Annotated in this window: 13 protein-coding genes; 3 read left to right on the top strand and 10 right to left on the bottom strand. The window is 69.5% G+C overall.

Features of this window, described 5'->3' with window-relative positions; translation table 11 throughout:
• Nucleotides 1-204 precede the first annotated feature (204 nt).
• Complete coding sequence (locus tag AC3WSN_RS17290) at nt 205-2,703, bottom strand: sensor histidine kinase (protein WP_492539584.1); 2,499 nt, start codon at nt 2,701-2,703, stop codon at nt 205-207.
• Nucleotides 2,704-2,926: 223 nt separating this feature from the next.
• Here AC3WSN_RS17290 and AC3WSN_RS17285 point away from each other — a divergent pair, with 223 nt between their 5' ends.
• Together AC3WSN_RS17285 and AC3WSN_RS17280 are read left to right on the top strand one after the other, a co-directional pair.
• The gene (locus tag AC3WSN_RS17285; protein ID WP_192708073.1) at nt 2,927-3,415 is read left to right on the top strand and encodes a phasin; all 489 of its coding nucleotides are present in this window, start codon (nt 2,927-2,929) and stop codon (nt 3,413-3,415) included.
• 130 nt (nt 3,416-3,545) lie between these two features.
• Nucleotides 3,546-3,917: a hypothetical protein gene (locus AC3WSN_RS17280; RefSeq protein ID WP_192708074.1), complete on the top strand. Its 372-nt coding sequence runs from the start codon at nt 3,546-3,548 to the stop codon at nt 3,915-3,917.
• Nucleotides 3,918-4,009: 92 nt separating this feature from the next.
• On the opposite strand, the gene AC3WSN_RS17275 is transcribed toward AC3WSN_RS17280, so the two are convergent.
• From AC3WSN_RS17275 to AC3WSN_RS17255, 5 genes are all read right to left on the bottom strand, one after another.
• Nucleotides 4,010-4,657, bottom strand: coding sequence for a L,D-transpeptidase (locus AC3WSN_RS17275; protein ID WP_492539581.1), 648 nt, complete (start codon nt 4,655-4,657; stop codon nt 4,010-4,012).
• Nucleotides 4,658-4,787: 130 nt separating this feature from the next.
• Nucleotides 4,788-5,606 carry a transglutaminase-like domain-containing protein gene (locus tag AC3WSN_RS17270; RefSeq protein WP_492539579.1) on the bottom strand — a complete coding sequence of 273 codons (819 nt, stop codon included), beginning with the start codon at nt 5,604-5,606 and terminating at the stop codon, nt 4,788-4,790.
• Nucleotides 5,607-5,673: 67 nt separating this feature from the next.
• Nucleotides 5,674-6,603, bottom strand: coding sequence for a transglutaminase family protein (locus tag AC3WSN_RS17265; protein WP_492539577.1), 930 nt, complete (start codon nt 6,601-6,603; stop codon nt 5,674-5,676).
• Between the two features lie 223 nt (nt 6,604-6,826).
• A complete protein-coding gene (locus AC3WSN_RS17260; RefSeq protein ID WP_492543143.1) occupies nt 6,827-7,369 on the bottom strand; it encodes a response regulator in 543 nt (180 codons plus the stop codon).
• A gap of 177 nt (nt 7,370-7,546) precedes the next feature.
• Entirely contained in the window at nt 7,547-8,713 is a 1,167-nt protein-coding gene (locus tag AC3WSN_RS17255; protein ID WP_492539575.1) for a transglycosylase SLT domain-containing protein, read from the bottom strand.
• Nucleotides 8,714-8,943: 230 nt separating this feature from the next.
• On the opposite strand from AC3WSN_RS17255, the gene alaS reads away from it, so the two are divergent.
• Complete coding sequence (gene alaS, locus AC3WSN_RS17250; RefSeq protein WP_492539573.1) at nt 8,944-11,622, top strand: alanine--tRNA ligase; 2,679 nt, start codon at nt 8,944-8,946, stop codon at nt 11,620-11,622.
• Nucleotides 11,623-11,706: 84 nt separating this feature from the next.
• Here alaS and AC3WSN_RS17245 read toward each other — a convergent pair whose 3' ends face one another.
• The 4 genes from AC3WSN_RS17245 to AC3WSN_RS17230 all read right to left on the bottom strand — a co-directional run bounded on the left by AC3WSN_RS17245 (nt 11,707) and on the right by AC3WSN_RS17230 (nt 14,409).
• The gene (locus AC3WSN_RS17245) at nt 11,707-11,976 is read right to left on the bottom strand and encodes a hypothetical protein (protein ID WP_492539571.1); all 270 of its coding nucleotides are present in this window, start codon (nt 11,974-11,976) and stop codon (nt 11,707-11,709) included.
• A gap of 116 nt (nt 11,977-12,092) precedes the next feature.
• The gene (locus AC3WSN_RS17240; protein ID WP_192708081.1) at nt 12,093-12,503 is read right to left on the bottom strand and encodes a DUF2147 domain-containing protein; all 411 of its coding nucleotides are present in this window, start codon (nt 12,501-12,503) and stop codon (nt 12,093-12,095) included.
• Nucleotides 12,504-12,536: 33 nt separating this feature from the next.
• On the bottom strand, nt 12,537-13,286 hold the full coding sequence (locus AC3WSN_RS17235) for a hypothetical protein (protein WP_492539565.1): 750 nt from the start codon (nt 13,284-13,286) through the stop codon (nt 12,537-12,539).
• A 187-nt stretch (nt 13,287-13,473) separates the two neighbouring features.
• Nucleotides 13,474-14,409 (bottom strand): AraC family transcriptional regulator, encoded by a 936-nt coding sequence (locus AC3WSN_RS17230; RefSeq protein ID WP_192708083.1) that lies wholly within the window; start codon nt 14,407-14,409, stop codon nt 13,474-13,476.
• Nucleotides 14,410-14,423: the final 14 nt, after the last annotated feature.

Here is a 14,423-nt window from a genome sequence, read left to right as displayed (position 1 = left end):
ACATTCTACGATGACGGTATCATCGTCTTTCCGCTCGCGCGGACGTCGGTTTTGCTGAATAAATTGGGCGCAATGTAAGGGGCTGATTGAAGCTTCGACGATGCCCTGTCAAGCCGAGTTGAAGGGTCGTGATGCGATCGGCCGCCGCGTGTTTTCCACGCCTGGCAACGGGCTCGGTGCGATGACCTCCCCCGGTGCCCGGCCTCAGCCATTCGCCGCCCGGCGGATCGGCATGATGATCTCCACCAGCGTGCCGTCCTCGGGCCGGGCCGACAGCTGAAGGCGACCGCCATTGGCCTCCACGAGGGCGCGGGGCAGGGCGAGCCCTTCCTCGACATCCCCTTCGGGATCCGCGGTCCTTGCCGACGCGGCGCCGGTGTCGCGGACCCGAAGGGCCACGGCTGTCCGCTCCGCGGCGCCGGTGGAGACGATGATCTGGCCTCCCGCGGTCGAGCGCCGGATGGCGTGCTCGATCACCAGGGAGGCCGCACGGCTGACGGAGCGCTCGTCGGCCTCCAGATCCTCCAGGTCGGAGGAGAAGCTCGTCCGCACGACGATGCGCCCGCGGGCGGCCTGGCCTTGGAGCCGCGCGACGCACCCGGCCGCGACGTCGTTGAGGTCGAGCGGACGCGGCTCGAGCTGCAGGGATCCGGCCTCGACGGCGGCGAGGTCGAGAAGCTTGCCGACCCGCTGCAGCATGGCCTCGCCGGACGCCTTGATCTCCGCGAGGCAGCCGCGATAGCGCGCGTCCCCGAGCGGACCGAACGGCTCCTTCAGCATCGCGTCGGCGAGATCAAGCATGCCGGTCAGGGGTTCGCGAAACGCTTGATCCAGGCGGGTCAGGGCGGCGCCCCGGTTTCCGCCGAGCGCGGCAGCCCGATCCTCCGCGACCGGCGGCGGAGCAGGCGGAGGGTGAGACGATGTAGCGGGCGCCGGTTCCAGGATTGCGACCCGACAGCCATCGTCCCGCATCGCTTTGATGTCGAGGGTCAGGGTCGCGCCGGCGAGGGAGACTGGACGCAACCCCTCGGACCCGCCGCGCAGAAGATCGGCAACGGCCAACACGCTGTCCCGGTCGAACAGGGCCACGAAGCTGCCTCCGACCACCTCGCGGGGATCGCAGCCGAGCATGGCGGCGGCCGCGCGGTTGACCGCGACGACGCGGCCCGCTCCGTCGAGCGTGACGATCCCCGACGTGAGTGCGTCGAGCGCCGCCTCGGCGCTCGCCGTGCGCTCCGCCTGCGCCGCGCGCGCCAGGCGCTCGGCCGCGAGCGCGCCCGCCACATCGGCTTCTTCGAGCGGCCGCACGATCAGGCAGGTCGCCGGCGCGCCGGCCCACGCGCAGGCGCCGCTCAGCGCCTCGACCGGCTGGGTGCCTCCCTCGGCCGTCGTGACCGCTGTCCGGCGTGCGGTTGGTTCCTCCGCCTGCGCGTAGCCCGGCAGCAGCGCGCCGAGACCGGTCGCAACCAGGGCTGCCAGATCGGTGTATCCCGTCAGCGCGAGGAACCTGCCGTTCGCCGCCAGGATCGTGTCGGCGCGATGGATGAGCGCCGGAAGGGGGAGGCCGGTGAGAATCTCGGTGCCGGGCACCGGCGCGGTCGCGGCGTCGCGCGGTTCCGCGAGGCCGGGCTGCGCTCCGGGAAATGGCATGACGGCGCCGCTTTCCGGCTTCCGAGCTTCCATATCGGGCTCCGCTTCATCGCCCGCGTAACGCGCGCCCAGCGCCCGGGCGATCTCCCGAAACGCGGCATGCTCGTCCGTCGACAGCGGAGCCGGCACGGGGGCCGGATCGGCGATGTCCGCAGTCTCGGGCTCAGAGGCTGGAGGCGCCGGAACCGGTGTGTTCGGCGCGACCTCGACCGGCCTCGCGATCTCCGCAGCTGTGTCCTGCGGGGCTGGGCTTGAGGCTTGCTGAGGAAAGGCTCGGATCAGGCCGAATCCGCCGAAGCCCGAGAACGCCGCATCGCCGCGCCCGAGCGGTGCGCCCGAGAGCTCGACCCGGACAGGGCCGCCGGCGGTCTCGAGGACGGCCGACTCGCCGCGGAAGGTGCGCCGCTCGTGCAGAGCCGTGAGCATCCCCTCGGCACCGGAGACGCGGCCGGCCGCGGCGAGCTCGTGCCACTTTTGGCCGACGAGGCCCGCCAGGACCTCAGGACCGTTGAGCGCGGTCAGCGTACCCGATTCATCCATCCGCCACAGGAAGCGGTCGTCCCGCGGGAGCGCTGGCTCGGGCGCCGCAGCGGCAGGCGGCCGTTGCGGCGCCGGTTCCGCCTCCGGCTGAGCCGAACGAATCCGAGGCACCGCAACCGGCGCTGTCGCGGCGACCAGGATCACGGAGTCGCTGGACCCGTGATCGTGGCGGGCCAGCCAGCAGAGCACGGGGGGCGCGATCCGGCGTGGATCGAGGCGCAGGCGGACGAGTCGCGGCGCGGTGTCCGTCGGCGCCGTTGCCACAATCTGCCGGATCAATCCTGCCACGCTGGCGCCGCCGAGGGTGTTCGCCAGGAGGAGGGCGTTCGGGGAGGCGTGCACGATCCGCCCGGCCCTTGCATCGATCACCAGATGAACCGGATCCCGCGCGCCAAGGGCCGCGGCCAGGTTCGGCATGCCCTGCCAGGCCGCGAAGGCGGCGGCGAGCTGAGGCTCGGCTGATCCGGCAGTCGGTATCAGTGTCGTCTCCAAAGCCCGCGACCTCGAACTCACACGCCCGTCCCTGTTCCCCGACCCCGTTTGCCCGAGAAACGCCCGCGATCGAAGCCCTATTGTAAACTCCTTCGCGCCGCGACGCTGGATTCTCGGCGCAACCGTCACACGTTTACGTCATGTCAACCTTAACGCCGGTGGCGCAGGTGGCATATGGTGGCGAATCGGATATTTTGCACTGCACAAAGCGCCATCCACATACGAAAACGAGAGGAGACGAAAGATGAGCAACCCTCCGAACTACGAAGTCCCGACCGAAATGCGTGATTTCGCTGAGAAGAGTGTCGAGCAGGCCCGCAAGGCATTCGACAGCTTCATCGGTGCTGCCCGCCGCACGGCCGACACGGTGCAGGGTTCGGCCGAGCTGGCGCGGAGCAATGCTCTCGACGCCTCGTCGCGCGGCTTCGAATACGCTGAGCAGAACGTGAACGCGGCGTTCGACCTCGCGCAGAAGCTGGTCCGGGCGAAGGACATGCAGGAGGCCATGCAGCATCAGGCCGAGTTCGTCCGCAGCCAGTTCGCCGCCATCCAGGCACAGGCCAAAGAGTTCAGCGGCCTCGCCCAGAGCGCGATGCAGCAGGGGGCCGAGCGCGCGAAGTCGGCCATGCAGCAGGGTGCCGACGAGGCGCGCAAGGCCATGGAGCAGGGCCAGGACGCCACCAAGCAGACCGCCCAGAACGCTCAGGACGCCGCCGACCGCGCGACGCACTGAGCATCCCGTCACCGAACGGGGCCGCGGCCCGCCCTCGACCCCGGGGGCGGGCCGTCTCGTTTTCGCCCGTATTGCCGCCGAGAGCCGCCGGGCGGACGCGATGGGTCCGCGTCGAGCGAAGGGTTCAGGCATGCGCCTTACTGTCTCCGGCCGATCCGGCCTGCGTGGTCCTGTCCGTTTGACGATCGCCGCGCTGGCGCTCGCGGCTGTCCTGCCCGGGCCGGGTGCCCGCGCCCAGTATGTCGAGGGCCCCGGCTACGGTGGGCCGCCCGCGGGCTACGAGGATCCGGGCTACGAGCGCGGCTACCGCCGGCCGCCCCGCCGGGCGGAGCGTGCGCCGGTCGGCTTCAACTGCGATGCCGTGCAGCAGGGGCTCACCGGGCCGAAGCCGTTCTCGTGTCCTCTGCCCGGCCCGCGCCCCCTCGGCGTGCGCTGCTTCTGCGACCTACCGATCGCCTCCTTCAGCCCGGCGCAGACCGCCGTCGGCCGGGTCGTGCCGTGATCTGAGCGCGAACGCAGGCGACCACGCCATCCGATCCGGACGACGCGGCCGCTGTACTTCATGCCGAGCTATACGGGCCCGGTCGGATCCGATCAGTTCAGCACGACGACTTTGGCGCCGACCTTCACACGCTCGTAGAGATCGGTCACGTCGTCGTTGGTCATCCGGATGCAGCCCGACGACACGGCCTGGCCGATCGTGTCCGGCTCGTTGGAGCCGTGGATGCGGTATTCGGTGTGGCCGATATACATCGCGCGGGCGCCGAGCGGGTTCTCGATGCCGCCGGCCATGTAGCGCGGCAGATCGGGACGACGGGCGATCATGGCCTTCGGCGGCGTCCACGACGGCCACTCGCGCTTGGCCGTGATGGTGTTGGTGCCGCTCCAGCTGAAGCCCGGCCGGCCGACGCCGACGCCGTAGCGGAGCGCCTGGCCATTGCCGAGCACGTAGTACAGGCGGCGCTCGGCGGTGGAGACCACGATCGTGCCCGGCGCATAAGGGGCGTTGAACGCCACGACCTCACGGGGGATCGGCTGGACCTGCGCCTGCGGTGCGGCCTGCACGCCCTGGCCGTATCCCGGCGCGTACGTGCCCTGGTAACCGTACTGTCCCTGGTCCGAGTAGTACTCATCGGCATTGTCGGTGCCGAAGGGATCGTACGACGTAGCGGCGAGTGCCGGAGTCGCGGCAAGAACAGCCACGCCGAGGAGCGCGCCGAGTGCGGTGAGCGAGGTCTTCATGGATGGCCTGCCTGTGCAATAACCTTTGCCATTACAAGCGTGAGCATAGCCAAGCAGTTCCACGCACGCGCCGACATTTTGATGGACGGCGGAATACGTATGGGGGCTGACCCGTGCGACGGGCGGCCGCTCAGGCGACCTCGTCGGTGTGGACGTCGAACCGCGCGAGATGGGCGAAGCCGAAATTCGTCGCGATCGCGCAATCGGTTGCGTCTCGTCCGCGGGCCATGACGATGCGGCCGATCCGCGGCCGATTGTGGCGCGCGTCGAACGTGTACCAGCGCGGGCCGTCCGGACCGTCGAGATAGACTTCGAACCACGCCGAGAAGTCCATCGGGGCGGGATCCTTCGGCACGCCGATATCGCCGAGATAGCCGGTGGCGTAGCGCGCCGGGATGTTCATGCAGCGGCAGAAAGCGATCGCGAGATGCGCGAAGTCCCGGCACACGCCCTCGCGTTGCATGAAGCCATCATGCGCCGTCCGTGTCGCGTCGGCGCGCTGATAGTCGAAGCGGATGCGCTCGTGCGTGTAATTGACGATCGCCTGAACCCGCCCCCAGCCTTCCGGCGCGGCGCTGAACAGAGACCACGCCGTCTGCGAGAGCTTGTCGGTATCGCAGTAGCGCGAGCCCAGCAGGTAGACCATCACGTCATCGGGCAGGTCCTGCACCGGGATCTGCCGGGCCTCGGGCACGACGAGGTCGGGCTCTCCGGTGTCCTGGACGGTGAAGTCCGCCGAGATGAGCAGCTGCCCCGGCGGCGCGACGATGCGGTGGCAGATGTTGTCGAACGAGTCCCGGTATTCGTGTGCGGTGAGCGGCGGATCGAAGGCGATCGCCTGTGGGCTCAGGAGATCGGCCAGCCTGCTGGGATGGATGCTCAGCATCAGGATCATCGGGGTCGGCTGAGACAGCGTGAAGCCAATGTCGAAACCTGTCCTGATCTTCATCTCGGCCATCTCGTCGTGTCGCCATTCGCGCGGGATCGCCACGCACGCTCGTACTGGGTCCGGGAGCTCAACGCGCCAGAGGCAGCGGCGAACCTTGAAATGTGCGTGTCGTCGCCGCGTCGACGGGCAGCTCGATCACGTCGACCTCGACCTGCATGCCGAGATCGTCGCTCGCCAGTCCGAAGAAGGAGCCGTGCAGGGGGACCGCCTGCGCCGGGTCGCGGGTGACGGCCACGCGGATCAGGTCGCGGTTGCCGACGATGCCGTTGGTCGGATCGAACTCGACCCATCCGGCGCCCGGCAGGTAGACCTGAAGCCACGCATGAGTGGAGCCGCCGCCGACGTGGCGGGCCCGGTCGTTGCGGGGATTGTAGAGGTAGCCGGACACGAACCGCGCGGCCATGCCGAGCGCCCGCACGCCCTCCATCATCAGAACTGCGAAATCACGGCATGAGCCGCGCTTGCTGCGCAGCGTGGTGAGCGGATCCTGCACGCCCTTCTCGGCGCGGGCGAGATAGGTGAAGTTCGCGCGCACGCTGCGCGTCATCGCAGCCAGCAACTCCTGCGTGGGGATCCGCCCGTCCGCCGGTAGGAAGCCGCGCGCCCAGGCGTCGATTTCGTGACGCACGTCCGGCCATTGCCGCTCGATGGAGCGGGACAGGTCCGGCATGTCCTCGGCGCCGTAGCCGAACGGGTAATGGGTCGCGTGCGGGGCGAGGGGGAAGATCGGCGCGTGCTCGGGCGTGTGTTCGAGGGTGATGCCGCAGGCGAAGGTGAGTGCCTCCGCGCGGGTGTCGAAGGCCGCCACCGCCACGCAATTCCCGAAGACATCGAACATCCAGCGGAGCGAGGACGGCTCGGGATCTATATCGAGGGTCGCCTCGATCAGCCGCTGGTCGTAGCTGTCGCGGGGCCGAAACATGATCCGGTGCTCGCCGAACGCGACCGGACGCCGATACCGGTAGACCGTTCGGTGGCGGACGGAGAGGATCGGCACCTTCGCAGACTCCGGGCTCGCACCGATGCGGACTTCCGCCATGCAAGGGCCGGGCCCAGTGCCCTCGCGCGGCCGTCGCTTGGCCGCGCCGATCGCGGTGAGGGCACGCGGCTGGCGCACGGTCCGCGCCCATACTCTGGGCCTCCAGATACCGCGCTAGCTTCTCGATCCCGGACCTACAGCGCGACGTCGCCGAGCAAGTTTCGGCTGTGCGCCTCGTCCGTCAGAGGACCGGCGGCGCCGGCTCCGCGGCCGCGCGCTCGGCCTCGACCAGCACGTCGAGCGCACGCCAGGGCTTGGCGATGAAGACCGCCTCGGATGGCAGCTCAGGACGTCCCAGGCCGTGTCCGGACGTGACCACCAGCCGGGCTCTCGGCCACAGGGTCGCCACCGCTCGGGCGAGTTGAAGTCCGTCCATCTCACCGGCCAGCCGGATATCGGCGAAGACCAGGGCGACGTCTCCGCCCCGCGCCTGAAGGACCGACAGGGCCGCCTCGGCGCTGTCGCAGCCCACCACCTCGAGTTCCGTCTCTTCGAGCAGGGTTTCTGCCAAGGCGCGAACCTCGGGATCGTCCTCCACGACCAGGGCGACACGCGGCACTTCGCTTGCCGGGGCCGTCGCCGGGCCCGTGGCCTCTTGCGCGGTAGTGGCATTCTCTGTCTGGCGGACGCGGCGCACCAGGGCGGCGAGGTGCTCCGGGATACCTTCGGAGACCAACTCGTCATAGAACGAGGCGAGTGTCTGCCCGATCTGATCGAGCGGGATACCCGGAGATAGCGTATCGGTGAGCGGTAGGGGCGCGCTCGTCTTTTGCTTTTTCAAGGACTTCCCCCGAAGTCATCCTTCGCGCCCGGCGGACATGCGGCGCACAGGGAGGAAAGTCGGCAATCCGCCGCTGGTTGCGCGCCGGCGCCCGAAACGGGCCGCGGCCTCACAGAGGCGTTACTGCGTCGCGGTCCCGGCCTCGGCATCGGCATAGGCCATGATGCCCGAGACAGCGCGGACGTTCTGGTAGCGCGATCCGCGGGTGCTCATCATCGCCTCGAACTTCTCGTGGACCTGAGCCACCGACAGGCTCAGCGGCTTGCGGTGACGGCCGCGCCCGACGAAGCGGCCGGCGGCGAAGAAGATCGAGCGGTTGGCGCGGGCCGGCCCCGGGAGCAGGGCGGCGGCGGCCGCGGCCGGCTTGTTCACGACGTTGGCGAGGAACTCGCTCGCGTCGTCCGGTCCCAGGAAGTGGGCAAGGTAGACCTCGCCGAGCGTGAGTTCGCGCCCGATGCGCAGGGCGATGCGGGCCGCGTCGCGCTTGAGCATCTCGCCGGCCATCAGGGCCGACAGATAGGGGTCGCGGCGCATTTCCAGCACCCGAACACGCTCGGCCGGATCGGTGATCACCGGCCGATCGTTGGCGTCCGACGCGATCAGCGCCGCCTCCTTCTCCAGCCCGTACTTGGCGCCGAAATCGCGCACCACGCCGAGCCAGGTGCGCTCGATGAACTGGTAGAGCCCAGTGGCCGAGGAGGTCTTGGCCTGGACCGCGGTGACGAAGCTCGACTCCTTGTCGGCCACCGCCATGAGCAGGACCGGGTCGGTCTGAACGGCCTGGGCGGCGCGCACGATCGTCTGCACAAGGTGGCGCCGGATCTTCATCGGCCCGAATTCAAGGATGTCGTTCGGGTCGCCGCCCGAGCTTTCCGAAAGCAGGAAGTCGTAGGAGACCCGGTCCACCGTGTTGGAGCCGATATCGGTGTCGAGATCGTGCACGGGCGCGAAGCTGGCTGCGGCGCGCAACGGAGTCTGCTCGAGCGTGTCGTTCAGGGCAACGGTGTGGATCCGCGGCCGCGGCATCGGCAACTCGGTCGCCGCCTCCGCGGTCGAGACCGCCGGGGAAAGGCCGACCTTGCCGAGGTCGACACCCGAACCGATCAGAGCCGCGCTGAGGCCGCCGGCGATCAGTGACACGGTCAACAGCGAGCGGAACAGCGCGGGGCGGCTGCCATGGGCGCGGCCCAGCATGGGCTGGGCGGCGATCACGTCGGCGCTGCCTACGCCGAAATGGCCCTGCTTGCCGGTGATGGTCCTCGGCGATCCGACCGTGCGGCCCTGCATCGTTATCCCGACTCTCCACACGCCGCGACGGCGCTACGGACTCACCATCGCTTGACAGATGTGGCGACAACACGGCCGTGCTTGTGGCCGAGTTGCGGCGTCCCAGGGCGAATTCACGGCAGGCCGCCCGTGACTCGCGCGGGATCCCTCCTTAAGAGGGCGCCATGCGGGCGCCGCGCGGAGGACGCGCGGCCGCCCTTTCCCTGTCTGTCCTGCCAGAGTCAGCCCCGATGAGCGGCGTCAACGAGATCCGGTCGACCTTCCTCGACTACTTCGCCAAGGCTGGGCACGAGGTGGTGTCCTCGTCCAGCCTCGTGCCGAAGAACGATCCGACGCTGATGTTCACGAACGCCGGTATGGTACAGTTCAAGAACGTCTTCACCGGGATGGAGAGGCGCGCCTACGATCGGGCGACGACCGCGCAGAAATGCGTGCGGGCCGGCGGCAAGCACAACGACCTCGACAATGTCGGCTACACCGCGCGCCACCACACGTTCTTCGAGATGCTCGGCAATTTCTCGTTCGGCGACTACTTCAAGGACCGGGCGATCGAGCTGGCCTGGACGCTGATCACCAAGGAGTTCGGCCTCAAGCCGGACAAGCTCCTCGTCACCGTCTACGCCGATGACGACGAGGCCGCCGGCCTGTGGAAGAAGATCGCCGGCTTCTCCGACGACAAGATCATCCGGATCGGGACCTCGGACAATTTCTGGCAGATGGGCGATACCGGCCCGTGCGGCCCCTGCTCGGAGATCTTCATCGACCAGGGCCCGGCGCTCCAGGGCGGCCCGCCCGGCTCTCCGGACGAGGACGGCGACCGCTTCCTCGAGTTCTGGAACCTCGTGTTCATGCAGTACGAGCAGCTGGAGCCGGGCGTTCGGAACCCGCTGCCGCGGCCGTCGATCGACACCGGCATGGGCCTGGAGCGCATGGCGGCGATCCTCCAGGGCGTGCACTCGAACTACGACACCGACCTGTTCCGAGCGCTCATCGACGCCGTCGCGCACGCCGTCTCGCGGGCGCCGGAGCCCGCAACGATGGCGTCCTACCGGGTGATCGCCGACCACCTGCGGGCGGCCTCCTTCCTGGTGGCCGACGGCGTGCTGCCGGGCAACGAGGGCCGCGGCTACGTCCTGCGCCGGATCATGCGCCGGGCCATGCGCCACGCCGAGATCCTCGGCGCCCGCGAGCCCACCATGTTCCGCCTCGTGCCGACGCTGGTGCGCGAGATGGGCCAGGCCTATCCGGAGCTGATGCGGGCCGAGAGCCTGATCGCCGAGACCCTGAAGCTGGAGGAGACCCGATTCCGCCGGACCCTGGAGCGCGGCCTGTCGATCCTCGATGCCGAGAGCCGCGACCTCAAGGATGGCGACAAGCTCTCCGGCGAGACCGCCTTCACCCTCTACGACACCTACGGCTTCCCCCTCGACCTGACGCAGGACGCCCTCAAGGCCCGCGGCATCGGCGTGGACACCGACGCCTTCGCTGCCGCGATGCAGCGCCAGAAGCAGGCGGCCCGCGAGGCCTGGAAGGGCTCGGGCGAGGCGGCCACAGAGACCGTCTGGTTCGGCCTGCGCGAGCGCGTCGGGGCCACCGAATTCCTGGGCTACGAGACCGAGACCGCTGAAGGCATCGTCACCGCGTTGCTGCGCGACGGCGACGAGGTGCGAAGCCTGGAGCCCGGCCAGACCGGCCTCGTCCTCGTGAACCAGACGCCGTTCTACGGCGAGTCGGGCGGCCAGGTCGGCGATACCGGTCTGATCCTGGCCCCGGGCGTCCGCGCGCGGGTCACCGACACCCAGAAGAAGCTCGGCGACGTGTTCGTCCACCACGTGACCGTGGAGGAGGGGAGCCTCAGCCTCGACCAGCCGGTGGAGCTGAAGGTCGACCATGCCCGTCGCAAGGCGATCCGGGCCAATCACTCGGCCACCCACCTGCTGCACGAGGCGCTGCGGCAGGTGCTCGGCGACCATGTCGCCCAGAAGGGCTCGCTGGTCAGCCCCGAGCGTCTGCGCTTCGACATCAGCCATCCGAAGCCGATCGAGGCGGAGGAACTCGCCCGGGTCGAGGACATCGCCAACGCGGTGCTGCTCCAGAACGCGCCGGTCGTGACCAAGCTGATGGCGGTGGACGACGCCATCGCGTCGGGCGCCCGCGCGCTGTTCGGCGAGAAGTACGGCGACGAGGTCCGGGTGGTCTCCATGGGCTTGCCGGTCGATGACGCGGCAGCCCAGGGGAAGCCGAAGAACTTCTCCGTCGAGCTCTGCGGCGGCACCCACGCCGCGCGCACCGGCGACATCGGGGCGATCACCGTCGTGGCGGAAAGCGCCGTGGGCGCCGGCGTTCGGCGGATCGAGGCGCTGACGGCGGACGCCGCGCGTCACCACCGCGCCGAGGAGGCCCGGACGCTCGCGGCGCTGGCCGGCATCCTCAAGGCCCCGGTCTCGGAGGCGCCCGATCGTCTCACCGCTCTGATGGAGGATCGGCGGCGCCTGGAGCGTGAGCTGGCCGAGACCCGGCGCAAGCTCGCCATGGGCGGCGAGGGCGGACCGGGCTCGGGCGCGCAGCAGACCGAGATCGGCGGCGTGGCGTTCCGCCGCTCGGTGGTCGCGGGGCTCGACATGCGCGATCTCAAGCCGATCGTCGACGAGGAGAAGAAGCGCCTGGGCTCCGGCATCGTTGCGGTGGTCGGCGTCGCCGCCGACGGCAAAGCGGGGCTGGTGGTCGGCGTCACCGACGACCTGACCGAACGCTACGACGCGGTCGGGCTGGTCCGGGCCGGCGCCGGCGCGCTCGGCGGCAAGGGCGGCGGCGGGCGGCGCGACATGGCGCAGGCCGGCGGCCCGAACGGGGCCGGGGCGGAGGCCGCCCTCGACGCCGTCGCGCAGGCTCTCATCGAAGCCGCCTGAGGTCTCTCAGCTTACGCGAAGGCCGCACCGTCGGCGGTGCGGCCTCGGATCAGGCGACGGATCGGCCTGATCCGGGAGGTGGGCTTACTTGTTGCCGCCACCCGCGCCACCCTGGGGCGCGACCCGCGACGGCTGGTTTGCATTCCCGGCGGCCGACGAGTTGTTGGAGATCGTGTCGGCCGGCTGGCCGGTCGGCGAGTACGTCACCGCCGCATTCCCGCCGGTGCTGTCGCTCTGCTGGCTGACCACGCCCGGTGCACTCGGCGCGGGCGCGACAGGCCGGTCGACCACCTGGGCGGCGGCGGGTACGAGGGTGGCCAAGGTCAGAAGGCTCGCGAGAAGTGTCCGGGTCATGACAATCCTTGTTGGTTGCAGACCCAGGCAACTTCGATCGCGCACTATCGATCCTGCGATGTTGCGACGCGGCACAAGAATATGCGCCACGCGAAGCCGCCGATACGCGCCGCGGCTTATTTGACGCGCGTCCAGGTTTGCCGCTTGCAGAACACGCTCATGACGCAGCCCGCTACCTCGAGAGTGTTGGGTCCGGTCAGCTTCAGCGATCCGGAATAGGTCTTCCCGTCGTTCGGGTTGTACAGTGAGCCCGAGAAGCCGGTGCCGTCGGGCTGGCGCGCATCCAGGATCTGCACCCCCACCACGCTACGATTCTGCAGGGCCGGATCGGGGTTCTTCACGTCGAGGCCCTTGCCGGGTGCGCTGACGATCGTCCCGCAGAAGCCGCCGCCGCACGGCGCGATGCGGACGCGGGAACTCCCGGTTTCAGTCAGCCAGATCCCGGACGGGTCGGCCGCCCAGGCCGGACCGCCGAGCGCGCCCATCGCCACCAGAGCCCAAACCCTACGACGCAGCCTCGAATGCATTCTGGTCCTCCCATCCCCTGTTCGGACGGGGTCTTACCGCGAAGCTCGGGGCAGTGCACCGCCCAGATAGGTTTCGACGACCTCGCAGAAGGGCTGACCGGCGCCTGTCGACAGCACGGCGTCGACCTCGAACAGCGGATCGTCGAGACCGGGATTTGCGTGCGGCACAGGCGCGCGAACTTCGACGGTGTGACGCACCGGGGCCAGCGGGCGGACGACCCGGCCGAACGGGGTGCGGGTGCCATCAAGCGTGGCGTTCATCTCCGGCGTGAGACGGGCGGGGACGTACCAGTTGTCCGCCTCAGACAGAACCCGATCCCCGCAGGCGAGGCGGACCCGGCGGTAGCGCACCGGCTCGTCCGGACCGATCGCCAGACGCGCACGCTGAGCCGCCGTCAGGGGCTTGTCGGCCCCGGGTACGCGCTCGGCGACCAGATGTGGATCTCCCGCAAGCTTGTAATCGGCGCACCAGCCCTCGAGTGCCAGCGTCGCACTGTGCGCGGCCAGAATCCGGCTTCTCAACGCGGCGATCAGTGCCTGGGAATTGTCGGTCGGCGCCAGGGCGACAGCGGACCCCGTCTGCGCCGTGCCGTCGAGCGCCCAGCTCGGGGACCCGGTCAACAGACCTGCACCCCATGCCGCCAGAACCAGGCGGATGGCCCATCGTCCGGACGCCGATCCGGACGGGCCTTGCTCGTAGGACGACAGCAAAGTGCCAGGCCGAGGCAGAAACAACGAGATCGGAGCGGCATGGCGAGAGAACTTTCCGGTAAGCCTCAGCATCTCGGGGCTTGTCCTCCCAGATGAACGCCCGATCGTTTTCGCATGCCGACCGTCGAGACCGGCAGGATCTACGAACCAGACCGGCCGCTGGCCGGCCCCGCGACGGGATATATACGATCGGCAGATCCGTCGAGTTACGCCGCTCCCGATCCCGCTGAATGAGCGAGCGGCAGCGATTTTGGTCGCTTCATGTTCCGCGGGCGAAGGCCCGGTAGTCGCGCGGGCTAAGACCGTAGGCCTGCCGAAACGCACGACTGAGGAGAGCGCTGCTCCCAAAGCCGTAGGCCTCGCCGATCTCGCCGATCGATCGCCGCTCGAGCGGATCGTCGAGCGCCGCGCGGACGGCGGCCAGCCGTTGCCGCGCGAGGTAGCGCGCCACCCCGCCTTCCGGCTCGAACAGGCGATAGAGGTGCGAGCGCGACAGGCCCAGTTCCCGCGCGACGGTGTCGATTCGGAGCGGCGTGCAGAGATTCCCACGCATGAGCCGCTTCGCTGCCCTGAGTCGGGCGGCATCGAGGGGCGCGGCGGCGCGTGCGGCTCCCTCCAGGCTCGGACGGGCGCAGGCCGCAACCATGTGGAGCGTGGCCTGGGCGATATGGGCGGCATCGATCGTGGCGATCGCGTCGCTGTGCGCGGCCAAGCTCCGCATATGGTCGGCGAGGAGACGCCCCGCACCGCCGTTCAGGATCAGCCCGTGCAACGCGTCCTCGTCCGGAAGCACGGCGGCGACGGACGAACGGGGAAACGCCAGGATCAGCGAATCCGTCTCCGGCACCCGGCTGCGGCGATAGGGCTGCGACAGGTCGTTGAGGCTGATCGCGCCCGCTGGGACTGCAACCTCGCCCCGGTCCGTCTCGACGTGAAACGGGTGCCGGCTCAGATGCAGCACGAAGCCGTCCTGGCCGTCGCGCCGAATCTGGGATCTGGTCCGGGCCGGCGCCTGCGGTGCCGCGTTCATGACGCGCAGCGCCATCGATCCGACCAGGGTGGTCTCGATCCTGCCGGCGAAGCCGTGCGGATCGGCGTCGAGGTCATGGGCGGAGAACAGGGCGCGCCAGGCCTCGAAACGGTCTCGCTCTGGCAGAGCGTCGGTCGTGAAGAGGGACCGGGGTACGAAGCTCACGGCAGTGCATCTGG

The organism is Methylobacterium sp. FW102-HT35C08 (assembly GCF_058790235.1).
Note: the sequence above shows the minus strand (reverse complement) of the source record. Positions and strands in the feature narration are given on the sequence as shown.

Coding starts and splice junctions, on each gene's coding strand:
- AC3WSN_RS17255 (WP_492539575.1), bottom strand. CDS start 8,713: ATGCAGGGCCGCACGGTCGGATCGCCGAGGACCATCACCGGCAAGCAG.
- AC3WSN_RS17275 (WP_492539581.1), bottom strand. CDS start 4,657: ATGAAGACCTCGCTCACCGCACTCGGCGCGCTCCTCGGCGTGGCTGTT.
- AC3WSN_RS17285 (WP_192708073.1), top strand. CDS start 2,927: ATGAGCAACCCTCCGAACTACGAAGTCCCGACCGAAATGCGTGATTTC.
- AC3WSN_RS17280 (WP_192708074.1), top strand. CDS start 3,546: ATGCGCCTTACTGTCTCCGGCCGATCCGGCCTGCGTGGTCCTGTCCGT.
- AC3WSN_RS17240 (WP_192708081.1), bottom strand. CDS start 12,503: ATGCATTCGAGGCTGCGTCGTAGGGTTTGGGCTCTGGTGGCGATGGGC.
- AC3WSN_RS17245 (WP_492539571.1), bottom strand. CDS start 11,976: ATGACCCGGACACTTCTCGCGAGCCTTCTGACCTTGGCCACCCTCGTA.
- AC3WSN_RS17235 (WP_492539565.1), bottom strand. CDS start 13,286: ATGCTGAGGCTTACCGGAAAGTTCTCTCGCCATGCCGCTCCGATCTCG.
- AC3WSN_RS17270 (WP_492539579.1), bottom strand. CDS start 5,606: ATGAAGATCAGGACAGGTTTCGACATTGGCTTCACGCTGTCTCAGCCG.
- alaS (WP_492539573.1), top strand. CDS start 8,944: ATGAGCGGCGTCAACGAGATCCGGTCGACCTTCCTCGACTACTTCGCC.